Below are 22,401 nucleotides of genomic sequence, written 5' to 3' on the forward strand. Positions count from 1 at the left end.
AACGTAGGCACGCCTGCGCGCAGCGCAGCAGGTTGACGCACGCGCTGGGCCACGGCGACACAGGCCAAAGCCAGCTTGTACATGCCCGCGCCAGGCAATGGCTCTATACTCCGCCGGCTTTCCCCGCTATTGAACCGGAGAACCCCCATGTTGAAACGTACCCTGGCCGCCGCCTTTGGCGTTGCCCTGAGCCTTACCGCCGTGCTCGCCAACGCCGCCGACACCCTACGGGTCTCGGCCATTCCTGATGAAGCGCCTACCGAACTGCTGCGCAAGTTCAAGCCGCTAGGGGCCTACCTGGAACAGCAACTGGGCATGCAGGTGGAGTTCGTCCCGGTGGCCGACTACGCCGCCGTGGTCGAGGCAATTGCCGCCGACCGGATCGACATGGCCTGGCTGGGCGGTTTCACCTTCGTGCAGACCCGCCTGAAAACCGGCAATGCCATTCCGCTGGTACAGCGCGCCGAAGATGAAAAGTTCACCAGCAAGTTCATCAGCGCCGACCCGGCAGTGAAATCGCTGCAAGACCTCAAGGGCAAGACCTTCGCCTTCGGCTCGGTGTCGTCCACTTCCGGCAGCCTGATGCCGCGCTATTTCATGCTGCAAGATGGCATCAAGCCGGAAGACTTCTTCAGCCGTATCGCCTATTCCGGCGCGCATGACGCCACCGCCGCCTGGGTCCAGGCCGGCAAGGCCGATGGCGGCGTACTCAACGCCTCGGTTTGGGAAAAACTGGTCGCCGCCGGCAAGGTCGACACCAGCAAGGTCAAGGTCATCGCCACCACCCCGCCCTACTTCGACTACAACTGGACCGTGCGCGGCAGTCTCGATGCGGCTCTGCGCGACAAGATCCAGGCGGCGTTCCTCGCCCTCGACCCGGCCAAACCTGAGCACAAGGCGATTCTCGACCTGCAGGCCGCCAGCCGCTTTATCCCCACCAAGGCCGAGAACTATAAAGGCATCGAGGAAGCAGCCAACGCGGCCGGCCTGTTGCAGTGAGTGTCAGCCTTAATGGCGTGGGTCTGACCCACGCCAACGGTCAGGTTGCGCTCAGCGGCATCGATCTACAGGTCAGCAGCGGCGAACGCGTGGCCATCATCGGCCCCTCGGGCGCGGGTAAAACCAGTTTGCTGCGCCTGCTCGCCAGCAACCTGCGCCCCACTGCGGGCCAGGTCAGCCTGCTTGAGCAACAGCCCTGGCAACTCAGTGCGCGGCAACGCCAGCACCTGCGTGCGCGCATCGGCCTGATTCATCAGGCACCACCGCTGCCACCGCGCCAGCGTGTGGTGACGGCGGTGCTGGCCGGCAAACTGGGGCAATGGTCGCTGGTAAAAAGCCTGCTCAACCTGCTGCATCCGGTGGACATGTCCGGCGCCGCAGCGGCGCTGGCGCGGCTGGACCTGGCGGACAAACTGTTCGAGCGCTGCGACCAGTTGTCCGGCGGCCAGCTGCAACGCGTCGGCATCGCCCGGGTGCTGTACCAGGCGCCTGAGCTGATCCTTGCCGATGAGCCGGTCTCGGCCATGGACCCAGTACTGGCCGGACACACCCTCAGCGTACTCAATGAAGAAGCCAGCCGCCGCGGCATGACCCTGCTGGCCAGCCTGCATGCGGTTGACCTGGCCCTGACGCATTTCCCCCGGGTGATTGGCGTACGCGAAGGGCGCATCGTCTTCGATCAGCCGCCCGCCACGATCAGCCCCGCGCAGCTCGATGCGCTGTATGCCAACGAACAATTGCAGGTGTTGCCAGCCCCTGAATCAACAACGCAGGCGAGCGTACAGATTCCGCGATGCTGAAACCTGCGCTGCGTGACCCCGCTGCATTACCACGCCTGACGCTAACCATCCTGGCGCTACTGCTGTTATGGCCGGGCCTGCACCTGAGCGAGCTGAATCTTGCAGTGCTGGCCGAGCGCGACAATGCCGCCAATATGGGGCGCTTTCTAGCCGACTTCTGGCCGCTGGCCCATGACGCCGAGTTCCTCCAACTACTGGGCCGCGCCACCCTGGAAACCCTGGCGATTGCCACCGCCGGCATGGCCCTGGCGCTGCTACTGGCCGTGCCGGCCGCCCTGCTCGCCAGTCGCGCGCTGTCGCTGTCTGCGCTGCACCGCCATGGCCGTCCAGCCTGGTGGGCGCAGGCGTTACGCTGGCCGGTGCGCGGTTTGCTGATCGTGTTGCGCAGCGTGCCGGAGATCGTCTGGGCGCTGCTGTTCGTGCGCGCCGTGGGTCTGGGCCCGACCGCCGGGGTGCTGGCCATCGCCATCACCTACAGCGGCATGCTCGGCAAGGTCTATGCGGAAATCTTCGAATCGGTCGACCCACGCCCCAGCCGCGCCCTGCTGCTGGCCGGCAGCCCGCGCCTGGCGGCATTCGCCTATGGCGTGCTGCCGAATTCAGCCGCCGAAATGCTCTCCTACACGGTATACCGCTGGGAATGCGCGATCCGCGCCTCGGTGGTGATGGGCTTCGTCGGTGCGGGCGGCCTGGGCCAGCAAATCGACCTGTCGATGCGCATGTTCGCCGGCGGCGAAGTGGCCAGCATGCTGCTGACATTCCTGGCCCTGGTGCTGCTCGCCGACCAACTCAGCCGCCTGCTGCGCACGAGGCTGCTATGACGCCATCACGCCCCTCGCGACTGCTCAATTACGCCCTGCTGCTGGGCCTGCTGGCGGCGGTTGGCGGCTCTTTTATCTATTTAGGGATTGATCTCACTGCGCTGCTGCGTGGCGACAGCCCTAGTCAGATGGCGCGCTATGCCAGCAATTTCCTGCGCCCGGACTTCTCCACCGCACACCTGAGCGGCATTGCCCGTGGCGCACTGGAAACCCTGGCGATGTCGGCCATCGGCACCCTGCTGGCGGCGCTGCTCGGCCTGGCGCTGGCGTTACCGGCCGCCGGACGCTTTGGCTGGCTGGCCTTGAGCGGTTCCCGCTTGCTGTTGAATGCCCTGCGCGCGATCCCGGAATTGGTGTGGGCGGCGCTGGTGGTGCTAGCCGCAGGTCTGGGACCGAATGCCGGCACCCTGGCCCTGGCGCTGCACACCAGTGGCGTGCTCGGTCGCTTGTTTGCCGAGGCACTGGAAAACACCCCGAAACAACCGGCTGAGGCGATTCGTCTGAGCGGTGGCGGCCAGGTCGCGGCCTTCTGTTACGGCACCCTGCCGGCGGTCTGGCCACAGCTGATCGCCTATACGCTGTACCGTTGGGAAAACAATATCCGCATGGCCAGCGTGCTGGGTTTCGTCGGTGCCGGCGGGCTGGGGCAGATGTTGTATTTCAATCTCAGCCTGTTCCGGGAAGCGCAAGCGGCCACGGTGATTCTGGCGATGTTGCTGCTGGTGCTGCTGGTCGATGCCTTGAGCGGCTGGGCGCGCCAGCGCTGGGTTAGCGCCTGACCCAGCGCTAACCCACAAGGTTGTCAGCCGGCCTACAAGCCGTCCTTTTCCAGATGATCGAGATTGACCGGCTCGCCGCTGCGCGCGCCGAGCTTGCTGCGAATGTCTTCGAACATCAGGTCGTACTCAGCATGGCTGCGCATGATCAGGCCCTGATTGGTCGGCAAGCCATGCTTGTGCGCCACGCGGCTGATCACGCTGGCAAAGTTGAAGGCGGTATCGCGGTGCAACTCGAACACTTCTTCGAAGGCCTTGTCCGCCACCTGCCCCTGTAGGCGCATGTGCAGCATCGGCCCTTGGGCCGCATCCTGGCGCACTTCATAGTAGAGGTCGACGCTGAACGTCGGCAGTTCAGCCGTAGCCAGGGTATTGGCGCGATGCAGATGACCGGGTTCGAACATGCTGGCAGCTCCTGTAATCAATCGTTGGTGCTGCCAGCATAGTTGCTCTGTTTGCGAAGGTGCGCTGCGGCGCGCCAGATCAGTGCGCGGTGACGGCCTCAGTCCGCTCCTGCGCCAGCACCCAGGGCGCAACCACCACCGCCCACAGCTGCGGATCGCGGGTAAACAGGTCCTCGGCACGCGCATCATCAACCCGGCTCAGTTGCCCGCCGGCCAGCCAGGCGGCGACCTTCGCCTGATCGTTCTGGGCTACGGCCTGCGCCACCTCGATCAGATCCTGGCTGCCGTCTACCAGCAGCAAGGCACCGCGGGCGAAGGTAGGCTGCAGCTCTTGCCAGGAAATAGGCGCGGTTTCCCCAAGCAGCTTGGCATAGAGGGTGCTAGGTTCAGTCGTGGGTAATTCAGACATGGATTGTCCTATATGGATGGCCGATTAGGGATCAGCGGCCATGATAACGGCAGCCAGCCAGTCGGCAAATTCGCGACGCTGGCAACCGCAACCAAGACACGCCGTTTTTCTATACGTTTATTGCGTTAAAGCGACACCCCCATGTTTTGCCCCTAGCAAGCCGCTTTTCAAGCCGCGAAGCAGCGCTCTACACTGCACCGGTACAGTTGCCGGGGGGATGACCGGGGGAACAACCCGGTTCTGCAGCTTTGGCCGCCAGAACTACAACAATCAAAACCAATAAGAGTGGAGCACTATGAACAAGGCTACTAAGCAGATTTCCAAACTGTTTGCCGCCATGGCCATGGCTGGCGTTGCCAGCTACTCGGTAGCGGCTGACACCATCAAGATTGGCCTGGCAGGCCCAGTGACCGGCGCAGTCGCGCAATACGGTGAAATGCAGTTCATCGGTGCCAAGATGGCTATCGATCAAATCAACAAGGCCGGTGGGGTAAACGGTGCTCAGCTCGAAGGCGTGGTTTATGACGACGCCTGCGATCCGAAACAAGCCGTGGCCGTAGCCAACAAGATCGTCAACGACGAAGTCAAATTCGTGGTTGGCCACCTCTGCTCCAGCTCCACTCAGCCAGCATCCGACATCTACGAAGATGAAGGCATCCTGATGGTCACCGCCGCTTCCACCAGCCCGGACATCACCGCCCGTGGCTACGAGCTGGTGTTCCGCACCATCGGTCTGGACAGCCTGCAAGGCCCAACCGCCGGTAACTTCATCGCTGACCACGTCAAGCCGAAAGCCGTTGCCGTGATCCACGACAAGCAGCAATACGGCGAAGGCATTGCCACCGCGGTCAAGCAGACCCTGGAAAGCAAAGGCACCAAGGTTGTTCTGTTCGAAGGCATCAACGCCGGCGACAAGGACTTCTCCGCGATGATCGCCAAGCTCAAGCAAGCCGGTGTCGACTTCGTCTACTACGGCGGCTACCACCCAGAACTGGGCCTGCTGCTGCGCCAAGCGTCCGAGAAAGGCGTGAAGGTCAAGTTCATGGGTCCTGAAGGCGTAGGCAACAAGGAAATCTCGGCCATCGCTGGCCCGGCTTCCGAAGGCCTGCTGGTGACCCTGCCGAAATCGTTCGACCAGGACCCACGCAACAAGGCGCTGGTTGATGCGTTCAAAGCCAAGAACGAAGACCCAAGCGGCCCGTTCGTATTCCCAGCCTACGCTGCCGTGCAAGTCATTGCCGAAGGCATCAAGAAAGCCGGCGACACCGACACCGCCAAAGTAGCTGCCGCCCTGCGCGCCAACAGCTTCGATACCCCGACTGGCAACCTGGCGTTCGACGCCAAGGGTGACCTGAAGGACTTCAGCTTCGTGGTTTACGAATGGCACCAGGACGGTACCAAGACCGAAGCCAAGTAAGCTTCCCGCCTGAACCCAAAACCCACTGCTTTGGCAGTGGGTTTTGTTTATTAGAAGAATTCCGGTTTCATGCTGCGCCACAAGCGCTGCCTTGCGTGACGACCCAGGAGTTAGGCAATGCCTGATCTTTATCACTACCTACAACAGCTGATCAACGGTCTGACCGTTGGCAGTACCTATGCCCTGATAGCCATCGGCTACACCATGGTCTACGGCATCATCGGCATGATCAACTTCGCCCACGGCGAGGTGTACATGATTGGCTCGTACGTAGCCTTTATCGTGATCGCTGGCCTGACCTTGATGGGCATCGACAGCCTGCCACTGGTGATGATCGCCGCCTTTGCCGGCAGCATCATTATCGCCAGCGCCTATGGCTACAGTATCGAACGAGTCGCCTACCGCCCTCTGCGCGGTGGCAACCGTCTGATCCCGCTGATTTCGGCGATCGGCATGTCGATCTTTCTACAAAACGAAATCCTGCTGTCGCAGGACTCGAAAGACAAAGCCATCCCCAACCTGCTTCCCGGCAACTTCGTGTTTGGTGAAAGCACCATGCACAGCGTGACCATCTCCTATATGCAGGTGCTGATCTTCGTCGTCACCTTCCTGGTGATGCTGGCACTGACCGCGTTCATCTCCCGCTCACGCCTGGGCCGCGCCTGCCGCGCCTGCGCCGAAGACATCAAGATGGCCAACCTGCTGGGTATCAACACCAACAACATCATTGCCCTGACCTTCGTCATCGGTGCCGCCCTGGCGGGTATCGCGGCGGTACTGCTGGGCATGCAATACGGCGTGATCAACCCGCATCTGGGCTTCCTAGCCGGGATCAAGGCCTTTACCGCGGCGGTACTCGGCGGCATCGGCAGCATTCCTGGTGCGGTACTCGGCGGCTTGCTGCTGGGTCTGGCTGAAGCTTTTGGTGCCGATATCTTCGGCGACCAGTACAAGGACGTGGTGGCGTTCAGCCTGTTGGTTCTGGTGCTGTTGTTCCGTCCGACCGGCATCCTTGGCCGTCCGGAGGTTGAAAAAGTATGAGTACTGCCATCACGAAAAACCTCAAGACCGCGTTCTTCAGTGCCCTGTTGGTGCTGGCCGTGGCTTACCCGGTGTTGGGCCTGAAGCTCACCACCGTCGGTATCCAGCTCGAAGTGCACGGTGCCAGCCCGGCCATCCTGTGGACCATCGCCGGTTGTGCCATCGCCATGTTCTTCTGGCAGCTGTTCCGCAGCCAGTTGAGCGCCGCCTGGGAGCATGCCCCCAAGCTGCCGAGCGTACCGAGCAAAGCCAGCAACTTCCTCACTCTGCCCTCGACTCAGCGCTGGATTCTCCTCGGCCTGATCATGGTTGCCCTGGCCTGGCCGTTCTTCGGCAGCCGCGGCGCGGTGGACATCGCCACGCTGATCCTGATCTACGTGATGCTCGGCCTCGGCCTGAACATCGTGGTCGGCCTGGCAGGTCTGCTCGACCTGGGTTACGTCGGCTTCTACGCCGTCGGTGCCTACAGCTACGCGCTGTTGTCGCACTACTACGGCCTGGGCTTCTGGATCTGCCTGCCGATCGCCGGCCTGATGGCGGCGTTCTTCGGCTTTATCCTGGGTTTCCCGGTACTGCGTTTGCGCGGCGACTACCTGGCGATCGTCACCCTCGGTTTCGGCGAGATCATCCGCATCCTGCTGCGCAACATGACCGAACTGACCGGCGGCCCGAACGGCATCAGCAACATCGACAAACCGACGCTGTTCGGCCTGTCCTTCGAGCGCCGTGCGGCTGAAGGCATGCAGACCTTCCACGAGTTCTTCGGCGTCGCCTACAACTCGATCAACAAGGTGATCTTCCTCTACCTGATCGCCCTGCTGCTGGTGCTGCTGACCCTGTTCGTGATCAACCGCCTGCTGCGCATGCCGATCGGCCGCGCCTGGGAAGCCCTGCGTGAAGACGAGATCGCCTGCCGCGCACTGGGCATGAACCCCACCGTGATCAAGCTTTCGGCCTTCACCCTGGGTGCCGCGTTCGCCGGTTTCGCCGGCAGCTTCTTCGCCGCGCGCCAGGGTCTGGTAACACCGGAGTCGTTCACCTTTATCGAGTCGGCGATCATCCTCGCCATCGTCGTGCTGGGCGGCATGGGCTCGCAGCTGGGTATCATCCTCGCTGCCGTGGTGATGATCCTGCTGCCTGAGCTGATGCGCGAATTCAGCGAGTACCGCATGTTGATGTTCGGTGCCCTGATGGTTCTGATGATGATCTGGCGTCCGCAGGGCCTGTTGCCCATGCAGCGTCCGCACCTGGAGCTGAAACAATGAGCCGCCCGATTCTAGAAGTGAGCGGCCTGTCCATGCGCTTCGGCGGCCTGCTGGCCGTCAACGGGGTCGGGCTGACGGTGAACGAGAAACAAGTGGTATCGATGATCGGCCCCAACGGTGCCGGCAAGACCACGGTGTTCAACTGCCTGACCGGTTTCTATCAGCCGACCTCCGGCAGCATCAGCCTGGATGGCGAGCGCATCGAAGGCCTGCCCGGCCACAAGATTGCGCGCAAGGGTGTGGTGCGGACCTTCCAGAACGTTCGCCTGTTCAAGGAAATGACCGCGGTGGAGAACCTGCTGGTCGCCCAGCATCGCCACCTCAACACCAACTTCATCTCAGGTCTGCTGAAGACCCCGGCCTTCCGCAAGAGTGAACGCGAGGCCATGGACTACGCCGCGCATTGGCTGGAGCAGGTCAACCTGACCGAATTCGCCAACCGCCCGGCCGGCACCCTGGCTTACGGCCAGCAGCGTCGCCTGGAAATCGCCCGCTGCATGATGACCCGCCCGCGCATCCTGATGCTCGACGAACCCGCCGCGGGCCTCAACCCGCGCGAAACCGACGACCTCAAGGCGCTGATTGGCGTATTGCGCGACCAGCACAACGTCACCGTGCTGCTGATCGAGCACGACATGAAGCTGGTCATGAGCATTTCCGACCACATCTATGTGATCAACCAGGGCACGCCCCTGGCCGACGGTACGCCGGAGCAGATCCGCGATAACCCGGACGTGATCAAAGCCTACCTGGGGGAAGCGTGATGCTGTATTTCGAGAACGTTTCCACCTTCTACGGCAAGATCCAGGCGCTGCATAACGTCAACGTCGAAGTCCGCCAGGGTGAGATCGTCACCCTGATCGGCGCCAACGGTGCCGGCAAGTCGACCCTGCTGATGACCCTCTGCGGTAATCCACAGGCGGCCAGCGGCAGCATCCGCTATCAGGGTGATGAGTTGATCGGCCTGGACACCCCGCAGATCATGCGCAAGAGCATTGCCGTGGTACCGGAAGGTCGCCGGGTGTTCTCCCGCCTGACCGTGGAAGAAAACCTGGTGATGGGCGGTTTCTTCGGCAGCAAGGCAGACAATCAGGAGCAGATGGACAAGGTCCTGCAACTGTTCCCGCGCTTGAAGGAACGCTTCGCCCAGCGCGCCGGCACCATGTCCGGCGGCGAGCAGCAGATGCTCGCCATCGGCCGCGCCTTGATGAGCAAGCCCACCCTGCTACTGCTCGATGAGCCGTCGCTGGGCCTGGCACCGATCATCATCCAGCAGATCTTCGATATCATCGAACAGCTGCGCAAGGACGGCGTGACCGTATTCCTGGTCGAGCAGAACGCCAATCAGGCGCTCAAGCTGGCGGATCGCGGTTATGTACTGGAGAACGGACGGATCGTCATGCAGGGCAGTGGGCACGACCTGCTGAATGATCCGAAGGTACGTGACGCCTACCTCGGCGGCTAAATACCCCGGATCTGCTGCGCGTCGGCGATACGGCGTTAGAAATGGCCTCGGGCTGCTCATTTACAGCCAGTAAACTCCGCACCCTCGGCCATTTCTGCCTTGTCTCGCTCTCGCTCGCGAGATCCGAAACAGGTTCTAAGCTCAATAAAAAACCGCTCTTCGGAGCGGTTTTTTCATTCAAGGCATACAGAACCCTCCCAAAGCTCGCCCCTCCCACGCCGGCCCGGCTATTTTTATCTGCACCGCTCGCCCGATGTTCCGCGCACGGGAGCCCCGGCCAGTTACAATGGTCGCCCTTTTTTTGCCGATGACTGCTTTTATGACCGACCCCATCCGCCTGTCCAAACGCCTGATCGAAGTGATCGGCTGCTCGCGTCGCGAGGCCGAACTGTATATCGAGGGCGGCTGGGTCACGGTCGATGGCGTGGTGGTCGAAGAGCCGCAGTTCAAGGTCGCCGAGCAACGGGTCGAGTTGCTGCCGGATGCAGTGCTGACGCCGCAGGAGCCGGTCACCCTGCTGCTGCACATACCCGCCGGGCACTACCCGGATCGCGCCATCGAGAGCATCGGCGCGGCCGGGCACTGGGCCGAGGACGCTGCCGGCATCCGCCCGCTGAAAAGCCATTTCGCCCGTTTGGTCAGCTGCGCGCCACTGCAAGCCGGGGCCGATGGCCTGCATGTGCTGACCCAGGACTGGCGCATCGAGCGCAAGCTCAAGGAAGACCTGAGCAAGCTGGAGCAGGAATATGTGGTCGAAGTACTCGGCACCCTCAGCGATAGCCAGCTTAAGCGCCTGGCTCACGGCCTGACTTTCAACGGCGTGGCATTGCCGCCGTGCAAGGTCAGCTGGCAGAACGAAACCCGCCTGCGCTTTGCCTTGAAGAACCCCCTGCCCGGGCAGATCGTATTCATGTGCAACAGCGTCGACCTCAAGGTACTGGGCATGAAGCGCATCCGCATCGGCGGCGTGTCCATGGCCAAGGTCCCCGCAGGCCAATGGCGCTACCTTGCGGGCAAAGAACGCTTCTAAACCTTTTTCAAGCAGGTGCAGTTGCTGCGCCTGCCCTTTTCAGGACACTTCCATGCTTAATAACGATGTACTGCGCAGCCTGCGCTACACCCTCGACATCACTGATGCGCAGCTGGCCAAAATTATCCAGCTCAGCGGCAAACAGGTCAGCCTCGACGAGCTGAGCCCACTGCTGAAGAAAGACGATGAAGAAGGCTTCGCTCCCTGCGATGACGAGCTGATGGCGCACTTCCTCGACGGCCTGGTGTACTTCAAGCGCGGCAAGGACGACAGCCGTCCGGCCCTGCCCTTCGAGCTGCCAATCACCAACAACATGGTGCTGAAAAAGCTGCGCGTGGCCTTCGAACTGAAGGAAGACGACATGCACGCGATCATGCAGAGCGTCGACTGCCCGGTGTCCAAGCCGGAAATGAGCGCGCTGTTCCGCAAATTCGGCCACAGCAACTACCGCACCTGCGGCGACCAGTTCCTGCGCAACTTCCTTAAGGGCCTGACCCTGCGCGTACGCGGCTGAACGCAACCTCGCGCGGCGCATAGCGCTGCATTTGCAAGCGCAATAGTGCCTGCCATCTGGCAGGCGCGCGATTAGGGTAATGGCATCCCTCCCTCAAGGATTCGCCATGCACCCCTACTTCTCCCTGCAAGGCCGCACTGCCCTGGTCACCGGCGGCACGCGCGGTATCGGCAAGATGATCGCCAAAGCCTTTGTCGAAGCTGGCGCCACGGTTTACGTCTGCGCCCGTGATGGCGAAGCCTGCGCGCAAACCGCCAGTGAACTGTCGGCCTTCGGCACCTGCCATGGCCTGGCCGCCAACCTGGCCAGCGAAGAAGGCGTGCAGGTATTGGCGGCCGAGTTGAGTAGCCGCATCGGCCAACTGGACATCCTGGTCAACAACGCCGGCACCACCTGGGGCGCGCCGCTGGAAAGCTACCCGGTCAAGGGCTGGGAAAAGGTCATGCAACTCAACGTGACCTCGGTGTTCAGCTGCATCCAGCAGTTGCTGCCGCTGCTGCGCAAGGCCGGCAGTGCTGCCAACCCGGCGCGGGTAATCAATATCGGCTCGGTCGCCGGGATTACTTCGCACGGCGAAGACGCCTACGCCTACGGCCCGAGCAAGGCGGCGCTGCACCAGCTGTCACGCATGCTGGCCAGCGAACTGGTCGGCCAGCACATCAACGTCAATGTGATCGCCCCGGGGCGCTTCCCGAGCAAGATGACCCAGCACATCGCCACCGATGAAGCCGCCATGGCCGAAGACACTACGCTGATCCCGATGCAGCGCTGGGGCCGCGAAGAGGAAATGGCCGCCCTGGCGATCAGCCTGGCCAGCACCGCCGGGGCTTACATGACCGGGGTGATTGTGCCCATCGACGGCGGCTTTAGCCTCTAGTCGGGCTCCATTAGTCAGGTACCATGGCGGCGTTTCCCAGCCGATCACGCCGCCATGCCCTACTCCGTTTCCCCTATAGGTTTTGTCCACTCCTGCTTCAAGGAGAAGTTCGCCATTCCCCGCCAGCCGCAACTGGCACCGGCGGCGCGTGGCGTACTGGAGCTGGTTGCGCCCTTCGATAACGGCGATGCCGTGCAGGGGCTGGAGCAGGTCAGCCATGTCTGGCTGCTGTTTCTGTTTCACCAGGCGTTGGAAGACAAACCGCGCCTCAAGGTGCGCCCGCCCCGCCTCGGCGGCAATCAATCGGTTGGTGTATTCAGCACCCGCGCCACCCACCGGCCCAATGGCATCGGCCAATCGGTGGTCAAGCTGGACAAGGTAGAGGCCGGCAAGCTGTGGCTGTCCGGTATCGACCTGCTCGACGGCACCCCGGTGCTGGATATCAAACCCTATGTGCCCTACGCCGACAGCATCGCCGACGCCTATAACCGCATCGCCGACAGCGCACCGGCGCTGATCGAGGTCAGTTGGCAGGACAGCGCCCTTAGCCAAGCCCACACCCACGGGCAGCGCCTGAGCGAACCGCTGGTCGAGCTGATCGAGCAATGCCTGGCCCAGGACCCGCGCCCTGCCTATCAACAGCCGACGCCGGAACGACGCTACGGCGCACGCTTCTGGGATGTCGATGTGCACTGGCATTACCCGCAAGCCGGGACCATCTGCGTGCTGGATGTGGTCGCAGCTGGCTGACCATGCGTCCGCCAGCCAGACCGGGCAGCAGGCGCAGCACCACCTGCTGTCCGGAGCAATACCCTGCGAGGCTATTTTGTCTTATATTTGCACAACAAATGTATACAAAACAGGAAGCACAGCCATGCTCGAACGCCCCGGTCGCCTCAACGGCTTGCGCCATATCGCCCTGCTGGTCCCCAATCTGGAAGCCTGCGAGCGCTTCTACGTGGATATTCTCGGCATGCAGGTGCTGCACCGTGCCAACGAGGACCTGGTCTACCTGACCTGCGGCAATGACAACCTCTCGCTGGGTCGCGCCTTTGTGCCCAGCAGCGGCGAGCAGGCGGTCGACCACTACGGCTTTATCGTCGACAGCATCGATGAACTGCACGCCTGGTATGCCTATTTCAAGGCCCAGGGCGTGACCTTGCTCGATCGCCCCTTTGCCCATGGCGACGGCGCGCACAGCTTTCACCTGCTCGACCCGGCCGGCAACAAGGTGCAGCCCATCTACCATCCTGCCGTTTCCGGGCAACGTTTTAGCCAAACCGGCTAAACTCAGGCTCAAGCGCCCGCCGCAAAGATCTTTTCACTGTTACAAAGCTTGCAGGTATGGTGGAGCATAAGCCCCGCCTGCCTGCAGCCGTGGCGTTCACACGCAGCACTCAGCCCTTTTCAGTGACCTATGTGAACGTATGAAAGCCAGCACCTACGCCCCAGCCGAGAACCTTGTAAACCTCCTGCTCGACGCGATCTGCGTGGTCGACAAGCAGGGTCGGTTTGTTTTTGTCAGCGCGGCCTGTGAGCGGATTTTCGGTTACCGCGCCGATGAAATGATCGGCCGCGCCATGATCGAGATGGTCTTCCCCGAAGACCGTGGCAAAACCCTGCAGGCCGCCAGTGAAATCATGGCCGGCATCAGCAAAACCGACTTCGAGAATCGCTATGTGCGCAAGGACGGCCAGATCGTGCATATCCTCTGGTCGGCACGCTGGTCGGAAGATGATCAGGTGCGCATCGCCGTCGCCCACGACATCACCGAGCGCAAGCGCAGCGAGTCGTTACAGGCCGCGCTCTACGCGATCTCCGAAGCCGCCCACGCCGCCAAAGACCTGCGCGGCCTGTTCAAGCAGGCGCACCTGATCATCGGTGAACTGCTGCCGGCCCTGAATTTCTTCGTCGCCTTGCGTGATGCCCCCGGGAGCACGCTGAACATCACCTACCCCTGCTCACAACAGCTCGCAGCGCCGCAACCAATTGCGGCCGATCTGGCCGCAGAAGTGCTGCACAGCGGGAAAACCCTGCTGCTCTCGACCGGCAGCCGCAGCCCACTGCCCGAACACCTGTACCAGCTCGACCTGCAGGACAGCCACTGGTTGGGCGTGCCCCTGAAATCGCACAACGGCACCATCGGGGCCCTGATCGTACAAAGCGATGCCCTGAGCCAGGGTTACACCGAACGCGATCAAGAACTGCTGCAGTTCGTCTCGACCCAGCTGGCAACGGCCGCCGAGCGCCAGCAGATGATCAGCCACCTGCAATTTATGGCGCAGTACGACCCGCTCACCCACTTGCCCAACCGCGAACTGCTGCATGACCGCCTGCACACCGCCCTGGCCAGGGCCCGTCGCGAGCAGATGCCGCTGGCCCTGCTGTTTCTCGATCTGGACAAGTTCAAGCAGGTCAACGACAGCCTCGGCCACGCCAGCGGCGACCTGCTGTTGCAACAGGTCGCCCAGCGCATCCAGCATTGCCTGCGCGAGGTCGATACGGTGGCGCGCTTCGCCGGCGATGAGTTCGTGGTGCTGCTCGAGGACTTCCACAGCGCCGAGCATGCCAGCCAGGTCGCCGAGAAGATCCGCCTGGCACTTAACACCCCCTTCGAGCTGCAAGGCCACAGCCGCACGGTATTCCCCAGCATCGGTATCGCCCTCTATCCGCAGCACGCACAGGATGCGCAACAGCTGCTCAACCATGCCGACAGCGCCATGTACCAGGCCAAAAACAAGGGTGGCAACTGCATCCATGTCGCCCACGAACTGCAAAGCCCGCTGGCCTGACCCAACCCTCGGCAGCATTGCACGCGCACAAAAAAGCCCGCCGAGTGGCGGGCTTTTTTAGCCTGTGGCGCTTACTTCTCGACGAAGGCGCGCTCGATCAGGTAATCACCCGGCTCGCCCATGCGCGCCGAGATTTTCAGACCGAAGCTGTTCAGCACTTCGCTGGTCTCGTCGAGCATGCTCGGGCTGCCGCAGATCATCGCGCGGTCGTCCTGCGGGTTGATCGGTGGCAGACCGATGTCGGTGAACAGCTTGCCGCTGCGCATCAGGTCGGTCAGGCGGCCCATGTTTTCGAACTCTTCACGGGTCACGGTCGGGTAGTAGATCAGCTTCTCTTTCAGCGCATCACCGAAGAACTCGTTCTGCGGCAAGTGTTCGGTGATGAACTCGCGGTACGCCACTTCGTTGACGTAACGCACGCCGTGAATAAGGATGACCTTCTCGAAACGCTCGTAGGTTTCCGGGTCCTGAATCACGCTCATAAAGGGTGCCAGGCCGGTACCAGTGCTGAGCAGGTACAGGTGCTTGCCCGGCAGCAGGTCGTCGAGTACCAGGGTGCCGGTCGGTTTACGGCTGACCATCAGCTCGTCACCTGGTTTCAGGTGCTGCAACTGCGAGGTCAGCGGACCGTCCTGCACCTTGATGCTGAAGAACTCCAGATGCTCTTCATAGTTCGGGCTGGCAATGGAATAGGCACGCATCAGCGGGCGGCCATTTTCCTGCTGCAGGCCGATCATCACGAACTGACCATTCTCGAAACGCAGCCCGGCATTGCGGGTGGTTTTGAAGCTGAACAGGGTGTCGTTCCAGTGATGGACGCTGAGTACACGCTCGACGTTCAGGTTGCTCATGCTGGTTCCTCAAGAATCGCTGACACAGTTACGGTTGCCGCGCATTCTAGCGGCGCGCACAATATCTGTTAAGTTGATTATCAAGATATGGGTTATCGGTTATATCGATATGAAATTTACACTCAGGCAACTGCAAGTCTTCGTCGCTGTGGCCCAGCAGGAAAGCGTCTCGCGCGCGGCTGACTCACTGGCGCTGTCCCAGTCGGCCACCAGCACCTCGCTCAGCGAACTGGAACGGCAGACCGACTGCCTGCTGTTCGACCGCGCCGGCAAACGCTTGAGCCTGAACGCCCTCGGCCTGCAACTGCTGCCGCAAGCCGTAGCCCTGCTCGAGCAGGCCAAGGAGATCGAGCGCCTGCTGGGCGGTAAAAGCGGTTACGGCTCGCTAAATGTCGGTGCCACCCTGACGGTCGGCAACTACCTAGCCACCCTGCTGATCGGCAGCTTTATGCAGCGCCACCCCGAATGCCGGGTGAAGCTGCAGGTGCACAATACTGCCCATGTGGTGCAGCAGATCGCCCATTATGAGCTGGACATGGGTCTGATCGAAGGCGACTGCCAGCACCCGGACATCGAGGTGCAACCCTGGGTCGAGGATGAACTGGTGGTGTTCTGCGCGCCGCAGCACCCCCTGGCGCACCATGGCGAAGCCAGCCTCGAGGAGCTCAGCCGCGAGGCCTGGATTCTTCGCGAACAGGGTTCTGGCACCCGCCTGACCTTCGACCAGGCCATGCGTCATCACCCCAGCGCGCTGAATGTACGCCTGGAGCTGGAGCACACCGAGGCGATCAAACGCGCAGTTGAATCTGGCCTGGGCATCGGCTGCATCTCGCGCCTGGCGCTGCGTGATGCCTTTCGTCGCGGCAGCCTGGTGGCGGTGGAAACGCCGGAACTGGATTTGCGCAGGCAGTTCTACTTTATCTGGCACAAACAGAAGTACCAGACCGCCGCCATGCGCGAATTTATCGAGCTATGCCGCGCGCTGACCGCCGGGGTCAAGCGCAGCGACCAGATTGTCCTGCCGACTATTGCCTGAGTAGGCGGCCTAGCCGAGCAGGATAATCGCCCAGACCAGGGCAATCAGGCTCAGCGCGGTGAACTGGGCGGCGCTGCCCATGTCCTTGGCATTCTTCGACAAGGGGTGCAGGTCGAGGGAGATACGATCGATGGCCGCCTCGACCGCCGAGTTGAGCAACTCGACGATCAACGCCAGCAAGCACACCGCCACCATCAGTGCCCGCTCAACGCGGCTGACATCCAGGTAGAACGCCAGGGGCACCAAGATCAGGTTGATCAACAGCAACTGGCGGAACGCGGCCTCTCCGGTAAAGGCTGCACGTAAGCCGGCCAGCGAATAGCCGGTGGCATTGAGCACACGTTTAAGGCCGGTCTGGCCCTTGAATGGCGACATCATGACTACTACCACATGCGATAAAGCCCGGCAGGCTACGCCAAGACTCGGAGAAAAGCACTAATCCGCCGGAATCGATTCCAGCTGCTGCAGCAGCAAGGCCGCCTGGGTCCGCGTGCGCACCCCGAGCTTGCGGAAAATCGCCGTCACGTGGGCCTTCACCGTGGCCTCGGATACGCTCAATTCATAAGCGATCTGCTTGTTCAGCAAACCGTCGCAGACCATGGTCAACACCCGGAACTGCTGCGGCGTCAGGCTCGCCAGGCCGGCGCTGGCCGCCTTGGCCTCAGCCGACAGGGCGATCGCGGCCTGACTCTGCTGCGGCCACCAGACCTCACCATCGAGCACCTGGCGCACGGCCTGCTGAATGGTTTCCAGCGGACTGGATTTAGGGATAAAACCGCTGGCCCCGAATTCGCGCGAGCGCGCGACGATGGCCGGATCTTCCTGGGCAGAAATCATCACCACGGGGATATGCGGGTACTGCCCCCGCAACAGCACCAGGCCGGAGAAGCCATAGGCACCGGGCATATTGAGGTCGAGCAGCACCAGATCCCAGTCGGTTTTCTGCGCCAGGCAGGCTTCCAGCTCGGCGATGCTGGCAGCCTCCACCAGCCGCACATCGGGGCCCAACCCCAGGGTCAGCGCCTGCTGCAAGGCACTGCGGAACAACGGATGATCGTCGGCAATCAGGATGTCAAAAGCGGCCATGGCGGATCCTGTTCTTGTTATGTGGATACCCACGAAGGGTATTTCCAGGGCACGGTCAATACGGCCTGCGCGACCATGATTGCAATGCAATCCGGCTCCTTAGAAGCTGTTTAGGATCTCGCGAGCTAGAGTCAGACAAGGCAAAAACAGCCGAGGAAGCGCAGTTTACGAGCTGTAAATGAGCATTCCGAGGCTGTTTTTAACGCCGAATGACCGACGCGCAGCAGATCCTAAACAGGTTCTTACGCATAAAAGCGCCCCAGCATGCCGAGCACTGACGGGGTGGTCAAGCATCGCGCTTTGCGGCACAGTCGGTAGCTTTTGTGAGTGAGAGCCTGAAATGCGAAGCCACGCCCTGCGCGCCGATTTATTGATGCTGCTGACTGCCATGATCTGGGGCGCGTCCTTTGTAGCGCAGCGTCTGGGCATGGACTCGATCGGCCCCTTCCTTTATAGCGGCCTGCGCTTTGCCCTGGCGGCGCTGATTCTGCTGCCGGTACTGCGCCTGCTGGAAGGCCGCAGCAGTGCAGCAGTGGCTCCGCTGAACCGCCAACTGCTGCGTGGCGGTGTGTTGATGGGCCTGGCGCTGGCACTGGGCATCAACCTGCAACAGGTCGGCCTGCTGTTTACCAGCGTGACCAACTCCGGCTTTATCACCGGTTTGTACGTGATAATCGTGCCGCTGCTGGGGCTGTTTATTGGTCACAAGACCGGCCTGGGTATCTGGCTGGGAGCCTGCATGGCGGTGCTCGGCATGTTCCTGCTCAGCGTCGGCGATGGCTTTACCGTAGCCTCCGGCGATTGGCTGCAACTGGCCGGGGCCTTCGTCTGGGGCGTGCATGTATTGCTGGTGGGGTTCTTTGCCGGCCGACATGACCCGCTGCGCCTGGCGCTGGTGCAATTTGTCACCTGTGCGGTAATCAGCCTGGTACTGGCGATACTCTTCGAGGAAATCCAGCTGCAAGCCATCATCAGCGCGGCACCGGCGATTCTCTACGGCGGCATTTTTGGCGTAGCCGTCGGCTTCACCTTGCAGGTGGTGGCGCAGAAAGATGCCATCGCGTCCCACGCCGCCATCATCCTCTCCCTGGAGGCGGTATTCGCCGCCATCGCCGGGGCCTGGATGCTTGGCGAGTCACTGGAGCTGCGTGGCTATATCGGTTGCGCGCTGATGTTCGCCGGCATGCTGCTGGCGCAGTTGTGGCCAAAGAAACTGGCCTAACATCGGGTCGTTTGAACACCTAAGCGAGGCAGCCGAGCCTATTTTCAACGCTGTATCTGTTTTCAACGACCTGCTAGAGAAACTCGCGCAGGCGTTCATGCAGCGCGTCATCCAGATCCACGGCGCGCGGAGCCTTGGCGGTCAGATAATGCTGGCTGAAGACATCCAGGTAAACATTCAGCGCGTCAGCGGCGCGCTGATCCCCCGCCAATTCCAAACACAGCGCCGCCACCTCGGCGGTGCACAGATGATCGTCGCGTTTGGAACGACGCAAGCGGTAGCGCGATAGCTGCTCGGGCTGCAGGCTGAGCACCGGCAGGCTGTCGAGATACGGACTCTTGCGAAACATCTTGCGCGCCTCACTCCAGGTGGCGTCGAGCAAGACGAACAGCGGACGTTTACCCGCCACCGGCAGCACCTCGCTGACCACTCGTTCCGGGGCGACGAACTCTCCCGGAAACACCAGATAAGGCTGCCACTGCGGATCGCTCAACAGCTCCGGCAGCGCGGCATCGACCTCGACACGCGACCAGCCAAACGCCGAGGTCTCGGCCAATACATCGGCAATCAACCAACCGGTGTTACTCGGCTTGAGCGCCTCGACATCGTGCATCAGCAAGCACACTGCCGACTGCGCGGCGATACGCGGACGCCAGGCGCACAGGCAGTGACTGGGCACTAGACGGCAGCCCGCGCAACGTAGCGAGCGGCTGCCGCGGGCGTGAAAGGGCTTCACGCAGCGGGCAAGCCGCGCGGCACGTAAACGGGAGACGGCATGGCTCATGCTCTACTCGCCGGAACAGAAATAAAAAGCAGCATCGGTGATCCCTGAAACGCAAAGCGCGGCAGTCTAACAAAGCTGCGCCATGCTTATGCGCCAGCCCGCCGAACGTACAGCGTGCAACTGAGCCTGCCGCAACGATGGACGGGCGAGTAATATAGCCGGCACTGAACCTCTGCCTGGAGTAACCGGTCAGAGGTGCAAATCGACTTTGGAGAACACCATGCTGCGTTTGACCAGCCTGACCCTGGCCCTGAGCCTGCCGCTACTGGCCCAGGCCGCCACCCTGAAAGATTTCGAACTGAACAAGGCTCTGGAAAACGTCGCCCGTGAGAGCAGCGTCGGCACCCCCCGGGCAATCAACGAGGACATTCTCGATCAGGGCTATACCGTCGAAGGTAATGAGCTGGTCAACCACCTCAGCGTACGCGCCGAGCACGCTGGCAAGATGCGCGGCAACCCCGATTCGGTACGCGTGCAATTGGCCAACAGCGTGTGTCGCAACCAGGGCTATCGCCAGCTGCTGGCCCGCGGGGCTGTGCTGCGCTACGAATTCAGCGAATACAAAAGCAACCGCCCGGTAACCACCGAACGCTTTGCCAAATCGGACTGTGGCCTATAATAGCCGTCAACTGCCATCCTGCTGCGCGCGCCGCTGCTCATCATCGGCGCGCAAATCCGCCAGCAAGGCATCCATGTAATGTGAGCGACGCGCACCACCATCCAAGCGCCGCAAACACTCCTCTTCAAGGCTCAGTTGGTTGGAGCGCGCAGCCTGTTGCAGCAAGCGGTACACATCCAACTCAAGATCCAAGGTCAGCTTAGGCATACCTGCCCCTCCCTATCCACGCCCGCCGGCGTATCAGCGGACGATCAACACCCTAGCGCATTGCCGATTGCCAACCGGGCGACTCGCAGGCCCAACACGGCAATAGCCGAGCGCCGCACCTGCAACGCGTCGACTCTTGCAAGTAAACCAGAGCTCACACGCACGTGCTGGACCGCAGACGAACGGCCAAGGTATTCAGCCAAGCGCAGTTTAGATCGAGTGCAGGCGGGACTATTTTGCCTCGCAGACTGTCGGTAGCCGGCCATACTTAGCTCAAGGACGGGGCATGCAGGGAATGCCAGGACCCGGTCTGGAATTAGAAGGAGAAATGCTATGCCCGATGAATCGGATGATGCCCTACCCCGGCATGTTCAAATCAGTGGCATCGAGCTGGACAGCAAAGTGGAGGAACTGAGCACCCTTGCGACCCCGGCAGACAGCCCGAACCTGAAGCTTTACCGGGAAATGCTCGGCACTGTCACCCGCATGGCCCAGGCCGACCGCAACCGCTGGCACGCGAAAATCATGCTGCAGACCCTACGCGAAATGGAGCATGCCTTCAGCGCCCTGGAGCAATTCAAACACCGCCGCAAGGTCACGGTATTTGGCTCGGCCCGCACCCCTGCCGACCACCCGCTCTACGCCCAAGCCCGTGAGCTCGGCGCAACCCTGGCCAAACATGATCTTATGGTCGTGACCGGGGCCGGTGGCGGCATCATGGCCGCCGCCCATGAAGGTGCCGGGTTGGAAAACAGCCTGGGGTTCAACATCACCCTGCCTTTCGAGCAAGGCGCAAATGCCACGGTGCAAGGCAGCGGCAACCTGCTGTCGTTCCACTTCTTCTTTCTGCGCAAGCTGTTCTTCGTCAAGGAAGCTGACGCTCTGGTGCTCTGCCCCGGCGGCTTCGGCACCCTGGACGAAGCCCTGGAAGTGCTTACCCTGATCCAGACTGGTAAAAGCCCGCTGGTGCCCGTAGTGCTACTCGACCAGCCAGGCGGCACGTTCTGGACGACTGCCCTGAGTTTTATCCGCGAACAGCTGCAAGACAATCGCTATATCCTGCCCAGCGATTTGCAACTGATGCGCCTGGTATACAGCGCCGAGGCCGCCGCCGAGGAGATAGACCAGTTCTACCGTAACTATCACTCCAGCCGCTGGCTCAAGGAACGCTACGTTATCCGCCTCAACCATGCGCTCAGCGACAAAGCCATGCAGCAACTGAACAGCGAGTTCATTGGCCTGTGCAAGCAAGGCGACTTTCTGCAACAGCCGCACTGCGATTCCGCGCAGGATGAGCCTGAACACTGCCACCTGACTCGCTTGCTCTTCACCTTCAACGGTCGCGATCACGGCCGCCTGCGCGAACTGCTGGATCTGGTCAATCAGCCACAGACCTGGGCAGAAAACGCCTAAGCCATGGGACCATGCCGATAATCCGCGCCGCCAGTTATCGGCTGTTGGTCAAGAAAGGAGCCAGCGGCTGCACGGCCTATTGAGCAGGCAGGCCAGGCTTAATCGTCGAGAGCGCCACGCAAGAGTCTGCCAATCAGCTCCCGCGGATAGCCTCGATAACTGAGAAAGCGCCCTTGTTGCGCACGCTCGCGTGCATCGCGGGGCAACTCACCGGCAAACTTGCGTTGCCAGGTCTCCTGCAGATGTTCACGCCAGTCGATACCACTGTCACGCAACGCCTGTTCGACATCGCCGCGGGCCAGGCCGCGCTGTGCCAGCTCTTCACGAATACGTAGCGGCCCATAGCCCGCGCGCGCGCGGTAGCTGACAAAGGCCTCGAGGTAACGCGCCTCAGACAACAAGCCTTCTTCTGCCAGACGATCGAGGGCGGCTTCGATCAAATCATCGGCTGCCCCACGACTGCGCAGTTTGCGAGTCAACTCGACCCGACCATGCTCACGCCGCGCCAACAGGTCCATGGCCGCCCGTCGCACTGCGACGGGGTTATCCAGAACGATGGACATAGGCGCGTGG

27 protein-coding genes are annotated in these 22,401 nt (G+C 61.8%); 19 read left to right on the forward strand and 8 right to left on the reverse strand.

The window, feature by feature from the left end:
• Positions 1-147 precede the first annotated feature (147 nt).
• From WBK23_RS05095 to phnE, 4 genes are read left to right on the forward strand one after another with little or no spacing between them, the layout of a single operon-like run.
• Positions 148-999 (forward strand): putative selenate ABC transporter substrate-binding protein, encoded by an 852-nt coding sequence (locus WBK23_RS05095; protein ID WP_424482887.1) that lies wholly within the window; start codon positions 148-150, stop codon positions 997-999.
• Entirely contained in the window at positions 996-1,799 is an 804-nt protein-coding gene (locus WBK23_RS05100) for a phosphonate ABC transporter ATP-binding protein (protein WP_424482888.1), read from the forward strand. The genes WBK23_RS05095 and WBK23_RS05100 overlap by 4 nt, the downstream gene beginning before the upstream one ends.
• Entirely contained in the window at positions 1,793-2,620 is an 828-nt protein-coding gene (locus tag WBK23_RS05105) for a PhnE/PtxC family ABC transporter permease (protein WP_424482889.1), read from the forward strand. The genes WBK23_RS05100 and WBK23_RS05105 overlap by 7 nt, the downstream gene beginning before the upstream one ends.
• Complete coding sequence (gene phnE, locus WBK23_RS05110) at positions 2,617-3,399, forward strand: phosphonate ABC transporter, permease protein PhnE (RefSeq protein WP_424482890.1); 783 nt, start codon at positions 2,617-2,619, stop codon at positions 3,397-3,399. The genes WBK23_RS05105 and phnE overlap by 4 nt, the downstream gene beginning before the upstream one ends.
• A 32-nt stretch (positions 3,400-3,431) precedes the next feature.
• Here the strand turns inward: phnE and WBK23_RS05115 are convergent, their stop codons facing one another.
• Positions 3,432-3,800: a DUF5064 family protein gene (locus WBK23_RS05115; protein ID WP_424482891.1), complete on the reverse strand. Its 369-nt coding sequence runs from the start codon at positions 3,798-3,800 to the stop codon at positions 3,432-3,434.
• A 79-nt stretch (positions 3,801-3,879) separates the two neighbouring features.
• The gene (locus WBK23_RS05120) at positions 3,880-4,209 is read right to left on the reverse strand and encodes a DUF2288 domain-containing protein (RefSeq protein WP_424482892.1); all 330 of its coding nucleotides are present in this window, start codon (positions 4,207-4,209) and stop codon (positions 3,880-3,882) included.
• Between the two features lie 295 nt (positions 4,210-4,504).
• Here WBK23_RS05120 and WBK23_RS05125 point away from each other — a divergent pair, with 295 nt between their 5' ends.
• The 11 genes from WBK23_RS05125 to WBK23_RS05175 all read left to right on the forward strand — a co-directional run bounded on the left by WBK23_RS05125 (position 4,505) and on the right by WBK23_RS05175 (position 14,610).
• Positions 4,505-5,626: a branched-chain amino acid ABC transporter substrate-binding protein gene (locus WBK23_RS05125; protein ID WP_424482893.1), complete on the forward strand. Its 1,122-nt coding sequence runs from the start codon at positions 4,505-4,507 to the stop codon at positions 5,624-5,626.
• 117 nt (positions 5,627-5,743) lie between these two features.
• The gene (gene livH / locus WBK23_RS05130) at positions 5,744-6,667 is read left to right on the forward strand and encodes a high-affinity branched-chain amino acid ABC transporter permease LivH (protein WP_424482894.1); all 924 of its coding nucleotides are present in this window, start codon (positions 5,744-5,746) and stop codon (positions 6,665-6,667) included.
• Positions 6,664-7,932: a high-affinity branched-chain amino acid ABC transporter permease LivM gene (locus tag WBK23_RS05135; RefSeq protein WP_424482895.1), complete on the forward strand. Its 1,269-nt coding sequence runs from the start codon at positions 6,664-6,666 to the stop codon at positions 7,930-7,932. Before livH ends, WBK23_RS05135 begins: the two co-directional genes overlap by 4 nt.
• Positions 7,929-8,696, forward strand: a complete 768-nt coding sequence (gene livG, locus WBK23_RS05140) for a high-affinity branched-chain amino acid ABC transporter ATP-binding protein LivG (protein WP_424482896.1) — start codon at positions 7,929-7,931, stop codon at positions 8,694-8,696. The genes WBK23_RS05135 and livG overlap by 4 nt, the downstream gene beginning before the upstream one ends.
• Positions 8,696-9,397: an ABC transporter ATP-binding protein gene (locus WBK23_RS05145; RefSeq protein WP_424482897.1), complete on the forward strand. Its 702-nt coding sequence runs from the start codon at positions 8,696-8,698 to the stop codon at positions 9,395-9,397. The genes livG and WBK23_RS05145 overlap by 1 nt, the downstream gene beginning before the upstream one ends.
• Positions 9,398-9,716: 319 nt before the next feature.
• Complete coding sequence (locus WBK23_RS05150) at positions 9,717-10,427, forward strand: rRNA pseudouridine synthase (protein WP_424482898.1); 711 nt, start codon at positions 9,717-9,719, stop codon at positions 10,425-10,427.
• Between the two features lie 52 nt (positions 10,428-10,479).
• Complete coding sequence (locus tag WBK23_RS05155; protein ID WP_424482899.1) at positions 10,480-10,941, forward strand: DUF1456 family protein; 462 nt, start codon at positions 10,480-10,482, stop codon at positions 10,939-10,941.
• A 106-nt stretch (positions 10,942-11,047) separates the two neighbouring features.
• Entirely contained in the window at positions 11,048-11,818 is a 771-nt protein-coding gene (locus tag WBK23_RS05160; RefSeq protein ID WP_424482900.1) for an SDR family oxidoreductase, read from the forward strand.
• A gap of 54 nt (positions 11,819-11,872) precedes the next feature.
• A complete protein-coding gene (tsaA, locus tag WBK23_RS05165; RefSeq protein WP_424482901.1) occupies positions 11,873-12,568 on the forward strand; it encodes a tRNA (N6-threonylcarbamoyladenosine(37)-N6)-methyltransferase TrmO in 696 nt (231 codons plus the stop codon).
• Between the two features lie 124 nt (positions 12,569-12,692).
• Positions 12,693-13,106, forward strand: coding sequence for a VOC family protein (locus WBK23_RS05170; RefSeq protein ID WP_424482902.1), 414 nt, complete (start codon positions 12,693-12,695; stop codon positions 13,104-13,106).
• Positions 13,107-13,245: 139 nt separating this feature from the next.
• Complete coding sequence (locus WBK23_RS05175) at positions 13,246-14,610, forward strand: diguanylate cyclase domain-containing protein (protein WP_424482903.1); 1,365 nt, start codon at positions 13,246-13,248, stop codon at positions 14,608-14,610.
• Positions 14,611-14,681: 71 nt separating this feature from the next.
• Here WBK23_RS05175 and fpr read toward each other — a convergent pair whose 3' ends face one another.
• Positions 14,682-15,461, reverse strand: a complete 780-nt coding sequence (gene fpr, locus WBK23_RS05180; RefSeq protein WP_424482904.1) for a ferredoxin-NADP reductase — start codon at positions 15,459-15,461, stop codon at positions 14,682-14,684.
• Between the two features lie 109 nt (positions 15,462-15,570).
• Between fpr and WBK23_RS05185 the strand changes: the two genes are divergently transcribed.
• Positions 15,571-16,497, forward strand: a complete 927-nt coding sequence (locus tag WBK23_RS05185) for a LysR family transcriptional regulator (RefSeq protein ID WP_424482905.1) — start codon at positions 15,571-15,573, stop codon at positions 16,495-16,497.
• 9 nt (positions 16,498-16,506) lie between these two features.
• Here WBK23_RS05185 and WBK23_RS05190 read toward each other — a convergent pair whose 3' ends face one another.
• Positions 16,507-16,872: a diacylglycerol kinase gene (locus tag WBK23_RS05190; protein WP_424483291.1), complete on the reverse strand. Its 366-nt coding sequence runs from the start codon at positions 16,870-16,872 to the stop codon at positions 16,507-16,509.
• 60 nt (positions 16,873-16,932) lie between these two features.
• Entirely contained in the window at positions 16,933-17,583 is a 651-nt protein-coding gene (erdR, locus tag WBK23_RS05195) for a response regulator transcription factor ErdR (protein ID WP_424482906.1), read from the reverse strand.
• A gap of 340 nt (positions 17,584-17,923) precedes the next feature.
• On the opposite strand from erdR, the gene WBK23_RS05200 reads away from it, so the two are divergent.
• Entirely contained in the window at positions 17,924-18,805 is an 882-nt protein-coding gene (locus WBK23_RS05200) for a DMT family transporter (protein WP_424482907.1), read from the forward strand.
• A gap of 73 nt (positions 18,806-18,878) precedes the next feature.
• Here the strand turns inward: WBK23_RS05200 and WBK23_RS05205 are convergent, their stop codons facing one another.
• Positions 18,879-19,589 (reverse strand): tRNA-uridine aminocarboxypropyltransferase, encoded by a 711-nt coding sequence (locus tag WBK23_RS05205; RefSeq protein ID WP_424482908.1) that lies wholly within the window; start codon positions 19,587-19,589, stop codon positions 18,879-18,881.
• 220 nt (positions 19,590-19,809) lie between these two features.
• On the opposite strand from WBK23_RS05205, the gene WBK23_RS05210 reads away from it, so the two are divergent.
• Positions 19,810-20,208, forward strand: coding sequence for a quorum-sensing-regulated virulence factor family protein (locus WBK23_RS05210; RefSeq protein WP_424482909.1), 399 nt, complete (start codon positions 19,810-19,812; stop codon positions 20,206-20,208).
• A gap of 6 nt (positions 20,209-20,214) precedes the next feature.
• On the opposite strand, the gene WBK23_RS05215 is transcribed toward WBK23_RS05210, so the two are convergent.
• The gene (locus tag WBK23_RS05215; protein ID WP_424482910.1) at positions 20,215-20,415 is read right to left on the reverse strand and encodes a hypothetical protein; all 201 of its coding nucleotides are present in this window, start codon (positions 20,413-20,415) and stop codon (positions 20,215-20,217) included.
• A gap of 333 nt (positions 20,416-20,748) precedes the next feature.
• Here WBK23_RS05215 and WBK23_RS05220 point away from each other — a divergent pair, with 333 nt between their 5' ends.
• Positions 20,749-21,828: an LOG family protein gene (locus WBK23_RS05220; protein ID WP_424482911.1), complete on the forward strand. Its 1,080-nt coding sequence runs from the start codon at positions 20,749-20,751 to the stop codon at positions 21,826-21,828.
• A 98-nt stretch (positions 21,829-21,926) separates the two neighbouring features.
• On the opposite strand, the gene recX is transcribed toward WBK23_RS05220, so the two are convergent.
• The gene (recX, locus tag WBK23_RS05225; RefSeq protein WP_424482912.1) at positions 21,927-22,391 is read right to left on the reverse strand and encodes a recombination regulator RecX; all 465 of its coding nucleotides are present in this window, start codon (positions 22,389-22,391) and stop codon (positions 21,927-21,929) included.
• Between the last annotated feature and the right edge of the window lie 10 nt (positions 22,392-22,401).

The sequence above is a fragment of the Pseudomonas sp. genome (assembly GCF_049653025.1).
In the GTDB taxonomy this organism is placed as follows: domain Bacteria; phylum Pseudomonadota; class Gammaproteobacteria; order Pseudomonadales; family Pseudomonadaceae; genus Aquipseudomonas.

Coding starts and splice junctions, on each gene's coding strand:
- WBK23_RS05145 (WP_424482897.1), top strand. CDS start 8,696: ATGCTGTATTTCGAGAACGTTTCCACCTTCTACGGCAAGATCCAGGCG.
- WBK23_RS05105 (WP_424482889.1), top strand. CDS start 1,793: ATGCTGAAACCTGCGCTGCGTGACCCCGCTGCATTACCACGCCTGACG.
- WBK23_RS05175 (WP_424482903.1), top strand. CDS start 13,246: ATGAAAGCCAGCACCTACGCCCCAGCCGAGAACCTTGTAAACCTCCTG.
- WBK23_RS05115 (WP_424482891.1), bottom strand. CDS start 3,800: ATGTTCGAACCCGGTCATCTGCATCGCGCCAATACCCTGGCTACGGCT.
- WBK23_RS05150 (WP_424482898.1), top strand. CDS start 9,717: ATGACCGACCCCATCCGCCTGTCCAAACGCCTGATCGAAGTGATCGGC.
- WBK23_RS05205 (WP_424482908.1), bottom strand. CDS start 19,589: ATGAGCCATGCCGTCTCCCGTTTACGTGCCGCGCGGCTTGCCCGCTGC.
- WBK23_RS05120 (WP_424482892.1), bottom strand. CDS start 4,209: ATGTCTGAATTACCCACGACTGAACCTAGCACCCTCTATGCCAAGCTG.
- WBK23_RS05155 (WP_424482899.1), top strand. CDS start 10,480: ATGCTTAATAACGATGTACTGCGCAGCCTGCGCTACACCCTCGACATC.
- WBK23_RS05210 (WP_424482909.1), top strand. CDS start 19,810: ATGCTGCGTTTGACCAGCCTGACCCTGGCCCTGAGCCTGCCGCTACTG.
- livG (WP_424482896.1), top strand. CDS start 7,929: ATGAGCCGCCCGATTCTAGAAGTGAGCGGCCTGTCCATGCGCTTCGGC.
- WBK23_RS05185 (WP_424482905.1), top strand. CDS start 15,571: ATGAAATTTACACTCAGGCAACTGCAAGTCTTCGTCGCTGTGGCCCAG.
- fpr (WP_424482904.1), bottom strand. CDS start 15,461: ATGAGCAACCTGAACGTCGAGCGTGTACTCAGCGTCCATCACTGGAAC.
- WBK23_RS05190 (WP_424483291.1), bottom strand. CDS start 16,872: ATGTCGCCATTCAAGGGCCAGACCGGCCTTAAACGTGTGCTCAATGCC.
- erdR (WP_424482906.1), bottom strand. CDS start 17,583: ATGGCCGCTTTTGACATCCTGATTGCCGACGATCATCCGTTGTTCCGC.
- WBK23_RS05220 (WP_424482911.1), top strand. CDS start 20,749: ATGCCCGATGAATCGGATGATGCCCTACCCCGGCATGTTCAAATCAGT.
- tsaA (WP_424482901.1), top strand. CDS start 11,873: ATGCCCTACTCCGTTTCCCCTATAGGTTTTGTCCACTCCTGCTTCAAG.
- WBK23_RS05200 (WP_424482907.1), top strand. CDS start 17,924: ATGCGAAGCCACGCCCTGCGCGCCGATTTATTGATGCTGCTGACTGCC.
- WBK23_RS05125 (WP_424482893.1), top strand. CDS start 4,505: ATGAACAAGGCTACTAAGCAGATTTCCAAACTGTTTGCCGCCATGGCC.
- WBK23_RS05160 (WP_424482900.1), top strand. CDS start 11,048: ATGCACCCCTACTTCTCCCTGCAAGGCCGCACTGCCCTGGTCACCGGC.
- WBK23_RS05215 (WP_424482910.1), bottom strand. CDS start 20,415: ATGCCTAAGCTGACCTTGGATCTTGAGTTGGATGTGTACCGCTTGCTG.
- WBK23_RS05095 (WP_424482887.1), top strand. CDS start 148: ATGTTGAAACGTACCCTGGCCGCCGCCTTTGGCGTTGCCCTGAGCCTT.
- phnE (WP_424482890.1), top strand. CDS start 2,617: ATGACGCCATCACGCCCCTCGCGACTGCTCAATTACGCCCTGCTGCTG.
- livH (WP_424482894.1), top strand. CDS start 5,744: ATGCCTGATCTTTATCACTACCTACAACAGCTGATCAACGGTCTGACC.
- WBK23_RS05135 (WP_424482895.1), top strand. CDS start 6,664: ATGAGTACTGCCATCACGAAAAACCTCAAGACCGCGTTCTTCAGTGCC.
- recX (WP_424482912.1), bottom strand. CDS start 22,391: ATGTCCATCGTTCTGGATAACCCCGTCGCAGTGCGACGGGCGGCCATG.
- WBK23_RS05170 (WP_424482902.1), top strand. CDS start 12,693: ATGCTCGAACGCCCCGGTCGCCTCAACGGCTTGCGCCATATCGCCCTG.